2 protein-coding genes and 2 pseudogenes are annotated in these 2,744 nt (G+C 38.6%); 2 read left to right on the top strand and 2 right to left on the bottom strand.

The features are described 5' to 3' along the window. A pseudogene (tetR(B), locus tag Q0K76_RS12915) lies at positions 1-199 on the bottom strand (tetracycline resistance transcriptional repressor TetR(B)); the annotation flags it as partial. Between the two features lie 81 nt (positions 200-280). Between tetR(B) and tet(B) the strand changes: the two are divergent. Then, entirely contained in the window at positions 281-1,486 is a 1,206-nt protein-coding gene (tet(B), locus tag Q0K76_RS12920) for a tetracycline efflux MFS transporter Tet(B) (RefSeq protein ID WP_001089068.1), read from the top strand. Between the two features lie 112 nt (positions 1,487-1,598). Here tet(B) and tetC read toward each other — a convergent pair whose 3' ends face one another. Continuing rightward, positions 1,599-2,192 (bottom strand): tetracyline resistance-associated transcriptional repressor TetC, encoded by a 594-nt coding sequence (gene tetC / locus Q0K76_RS12925; protein WP_000428546.1) that lies wholly within the window; start codon positions 2,190-2,192, stop codon positions 1,599-1,601. Between the two features lie 87 nt (positions 2,193-2,279). On the opposite strand from tetC, the pseudogene Q0K76_RS12930 reads away from it, so the two are divergent. Then, positions 2,280-2,666, top strand: a pseudogene (locus Q0K76_RS12930) (helix-turn-helix domain-containing protein); the annotation flags it as partial. Between the last annotated feature and the right edge of the window lie 78 nt (positions 2,667-2,744).

Here is a 2,744-nt window from a genome sequence, read left to right on the forward strand (position 1 = left end):
AGTGAGTATGGTGCCTATCTAACATCTCAATGGCTAAGGCGTCGAGCAAAGCCCGCTTATTTTTTACATGCCAATACAATGTAGGCTGCTCTACACCTAGCTTCTGGGCGAGTTTACGGGTTGTTAAACCTTCGATTCCGACCTCATTAAGCAGCTCTAATGCGCTGTTAATCACTTTACTTTTATCTAATCTAGACATCATTAATTCCTAATTTTTGTTGACACTCTATCATTGATAGAGTTATTTTACCACTCCCTATCAGTGATAGAGAAAAGTGAAATGAATAGTTCGACAAAGATCGCATTGGTAATTACGTTACTCGATGCCATGGGGATTGGCCTTATCATGCCAGTCTTGCCAACGTTATTACGTGAATTTATTGCTTCGGAAGATATCGCTAACCACTTTGGCGTATTGCTTGCACTTTATGCGTTAATGCAGGTTATCTTTGCTCCTTGGCTTGGAAAAATGTCTGACCGATTTGGTCGGCGCCCAGTGCTGTTGTTGTCATTAATAGGCGCATCGCTGGATTACTTATTGCTGGCTTTTTCAAGTGCGCTTTGGATGCTGTATTTAGGCCGTTTGCTTTCAGGGATCACAGGAGCTACTGGGGCTGTCGCGGCATCGGTCATTGCCGATACCACCTCAGCTTCTCAACGCGTGAAGTGGTTCGGTTGGTTAGGGGCAAGTTTTGGGCTTGGTTTAATAGCGGGGCCTATTATTGGTGGTTTTGCAGGAGAGATTTCACCGCATAGTCCCTTTTTTATCGCTGCGTTGCTAAATATTGTCGCTTTCCTTGTGGTTATGTTTTGGTTCCGTGAAACCAAAAATACACGTGATAATACAGATACCGAAGTAGGGGTTGAGACGCAATCGAATTCGGTATACATCACTTTATTTAAAACGATGCCCATTTTGTTGATTATTTATTTTTCAGCGCAATTGATAGGCCAAATTCCCGCAACGGTGTGGGTGCTATTTACCGAAAATCGTTTTGGATGGAATAGCATGATGGTTGGCTTTTCATTAGCGGGTCTTGGTCTTTTACACTCAGTATTCCAAGCCTTTGTGGCAGGAAGAATAGCCACTAAATGGGGCGAAAAAACGGCAGTACTGCTCGGATTTATTGCAGATAGTAGTGCATTTGCCTTTTTAGCGTTTATATCTGAAGGTTGGTTAGTTTTCCCTGTTTTAATTTTATTGGCTGGTGGTGGGATCGCTTTACCTGCATTACAGGGAGTGATGTCTATCCAAACAAAGAGTCATCAGCAAGGTGCTTTACAGGGATTATTGGTGAGCCTTACCAATGCAACCGGTGTTATTGGCCCATTACTGTTTGCTGTTATTTATAATCATTCACTACCAATTTGGGATGGCTGGATTTGGATTATTGGTTTAGCGTTTTACTGTATTATTATCCTGCTATCGATGACCTTCATGTTAACCCCTCAAGCTCAGGGGAGTAAACAGGAGACAAGTGCTTAGTTATTTCGTCACCAAATGATGTTATTCCGCGAAATATAATGACCCTCTTGATAACCCAAGAGGGCATTTTTTACGATAAAGAAGATTTAGCTTCAAATAAAACCTATCTATTTTATTTATCTTTCAAGCTCAATAAAAAGCCGCGGTAAATAGCAATAAATTGGCCTTTTTTATCGGCAAGCTCTTTTAGGTTTTTCGCATGTATTGCGATATGCATAAACCAGCCATTGAGTAAGTTTTTAAGCACATCATCATCATAAGCTTTAAGTTGGTTCTCTTGGATCAATTTGCTGACAATGGCGTTTACCTTACCAGTAATGTATTCAAGGCTAATTTTTTCAAGTTCATTCCAACCAATGATAGGCATCACTTCTTGGATAGGGATAAGGTTTTTATTATTATCAATAATATAATCAAGATAATGTTCAAATATACTTTCTAAGGCAGACCAACCATTTGTTAAATCAGTTTTTGTTGTGATGTAGGCATCAATCATAATTAATTGCTGCTTATAACAGGCACTGAGTAATTGTTTTTTATTTTTAAAGTGATGATAAAAGGCACCTTTGGTCACCAACGCTTTTCCCGAGATCTCATCTATTGAAACAGCTTGATAGCCTTTTTCAACAAACAATATTCGTGCTGAGTTAACCAGTGATTGATAGGTACTCTTAAAATTTTCTTGTTGATGATTTTTATTTTCCATGATAGATTTAAAATAACATACCGTCAGTATGTTTATGGTATCATGATGATGTGGTCGTGACAATCTTAAGAACATTTAGGTTATTTTATGTATATTGAACAGCATTCTCGCTATCAAAATAAAGCTAATAACATCCAATTAAGATATGATGATAAGCAGTTTCATACAACGGTTATCAAAGATGTTCTATTATGGATTGAACATAATTTAGATCAGTCTTTACTGCTTGATGATGTGGCGAATAAAGCGGGTTATACCAAGTGGTATTTTCAGCGGCTGTTCAAAAAAGTAACAGGGGTCACACTGGCTAGCTATATTCGTGCTCGTCGTTTGACGAAAGCGGCTGTTGAGTTGAGGTTGACGAAAAAAACTATCCTTGAGATCGCATTAAAATATCAATTTGATTCCCAACAATCTTTTACACGTCGATTTAAGTACATTTTTAAGGTTACACCAAGTTATTATCGGCGTAATAAATTATGGGAATTGGAGGCAATGCACTGAGAGATCCCCTCATAATTTCCCCAAAGCGTAACCATGTGTGAATAAATT

The sequence above is a fragment of the uncultured Gilliamella sp. genome (assembly GCA_945271295.1).
GTDB lineage: Bacteria > Pseudomonadota > Gammaproteobacteria > Enterobacterales > Orbaceae > Gilliamella.

Coding starts and splice junctions, on each gene's coding strand:
- tetC (WP_000428546.1), bottom strand. CDS start 2,192: ATGGAAAATAAAAATCATCAACAAGAAAATTTTAAGAGTACCTATCAA.